This is a genomic window from Pseudomonas sp. LRF_L74 (assembly GCF_965644255.1).
Taxonomy (GTDB): domain Bacteria; phylum Pseudomonadota; class Gammaproteobacteria; order Pseudomonadales; family Pseudomonadaceae; genus Aquipseudomonas.
Genome location: NZ_CBFFRH010000029.1, coordinates 1 through 1196, shown reverse-complemented (window position 1 = coordinate 1196; position 1196 = coordinate 1). Strand labels below are relative to the sequence as shown.

Annotated in this window: 1 protein-coding gene; it reads right to left on the bottom strand. The window is 56.8% G+C overall.

The genetic code is table 11. The features are described from left to right. Positions 1-150: 150 nt before the first annotated feature. Complete coding sequence (locus tag ACSZPK_RS26905; RefSeq protein ID WP_437884673.1) at positions 151-1131, bottom strand: IS5 family transposase; 981 nt, start codon at positions 1129-1131, stop codon at positions 151-153. Positions 1132-1196: the final 65 nt, after the last annotated feature.

The window sequence follows — 1196 nt, the reverse complement described above, 5'->3', positions numbered from 1 at the left end:
TTAGGGATGGTCTGAAATAGCCCGGCATTTCCCGCCAAGTTCAGCCTTCGCCGATTTTGAAAGCAGGCAGTCGATCAAAATCGACTAGATAGCCCACTCATTTTTCCGCTTTTGGCCGCCGCAGGTTCCTCGCAGCGGCCATTTCCCGTATTACAGACGCACCTCTCCTGCACGGGTCAGCAACTGTCGGCGAGCCATCCACAAGTTCGACAGCGCAAATAGCGTCACCAACTGCGCTGCATTCTTCGCCAAGCCACGGAAACGTACTTTGCTGTAGCCAAACTGACGCTTGAGCACCCGAAACGGGTGCTCGACCTTGGATCGAGTCTGCGCTTTAGCTCGCTCGATACGGCGATGCACCTTGTACAGAACGCTGCGCTTGCCATATTTCTCATACGTGCTGCGCCGCGCCGCAATCTGCCAGATCACCTGGCGGCCTTCATGCTCGCCACGCTTTTCGACGCCGGTATAGCCCGCGTCTGCTGCCACCATGTTCTCCTCGCCGTGCAGCAACTTGTCGACCTGGGTAACGTCGGCGACGTTGGCGGCCGTGACGTGAACGTGATGCACCAGACCTGATTGGACGTCGACACCGATGTGCGCTTTTGCACCAAAGTAATACTGGTTGCCCTTCTTGGTCTGGTGCATCTCGGGGTCACGCTTGCCTTCCTTGTTCTTGGTCGAACTCGGCGCGTGGATCAGCGTGGCGTCGACGATGGTGCCCTGGCGCAACGACAGTCCTCGATCGCCCAGATAGCCGTTGATAACGCCAAGAATGCCGACAGCCAGCTCGTGCTTCTCCAAAAGGCGACGGAAGTTGAGGATGGTGGTTTCGTCCGGAATGCGCTCAAGGCTCAAGCCTGCAAACTGGCGCAGGATGGTCGTTTCGTACAGCGCTTCCTCCATCGCCGGATCGCTGTAACCAAACCAGTTTTGCATCAGATGCACCCGTAGCATCGCCGTCAACGGATAGGCAGGACGACCGCCTTCACCCTTGGGATAGTGCGGCTCGATCAGGGCAATCAAACCCTTCCACGGCACTACCTGATCCATCTCGATCAGGAACAACTCCTTGCGGGTCTGTTTGCGCTTACCGGCATATTCGGCATCGGCGAAGGTCATCTGCTTCATCGTGATACTCGGGCAACGGGATCGGCGTATTTCAACAGAAACGGGAAGTTAAATTCAGAGTTTCC

Coding starts and splice junctions, on each gene's coding strand:
- ACSZPK_RS26905 (WP_437884673.1), bottom strand. CDS start 1,131: ATGAAGCAGATGACCTTCGCCGATGCCGAATATGCCGGTAAGCGCAAA.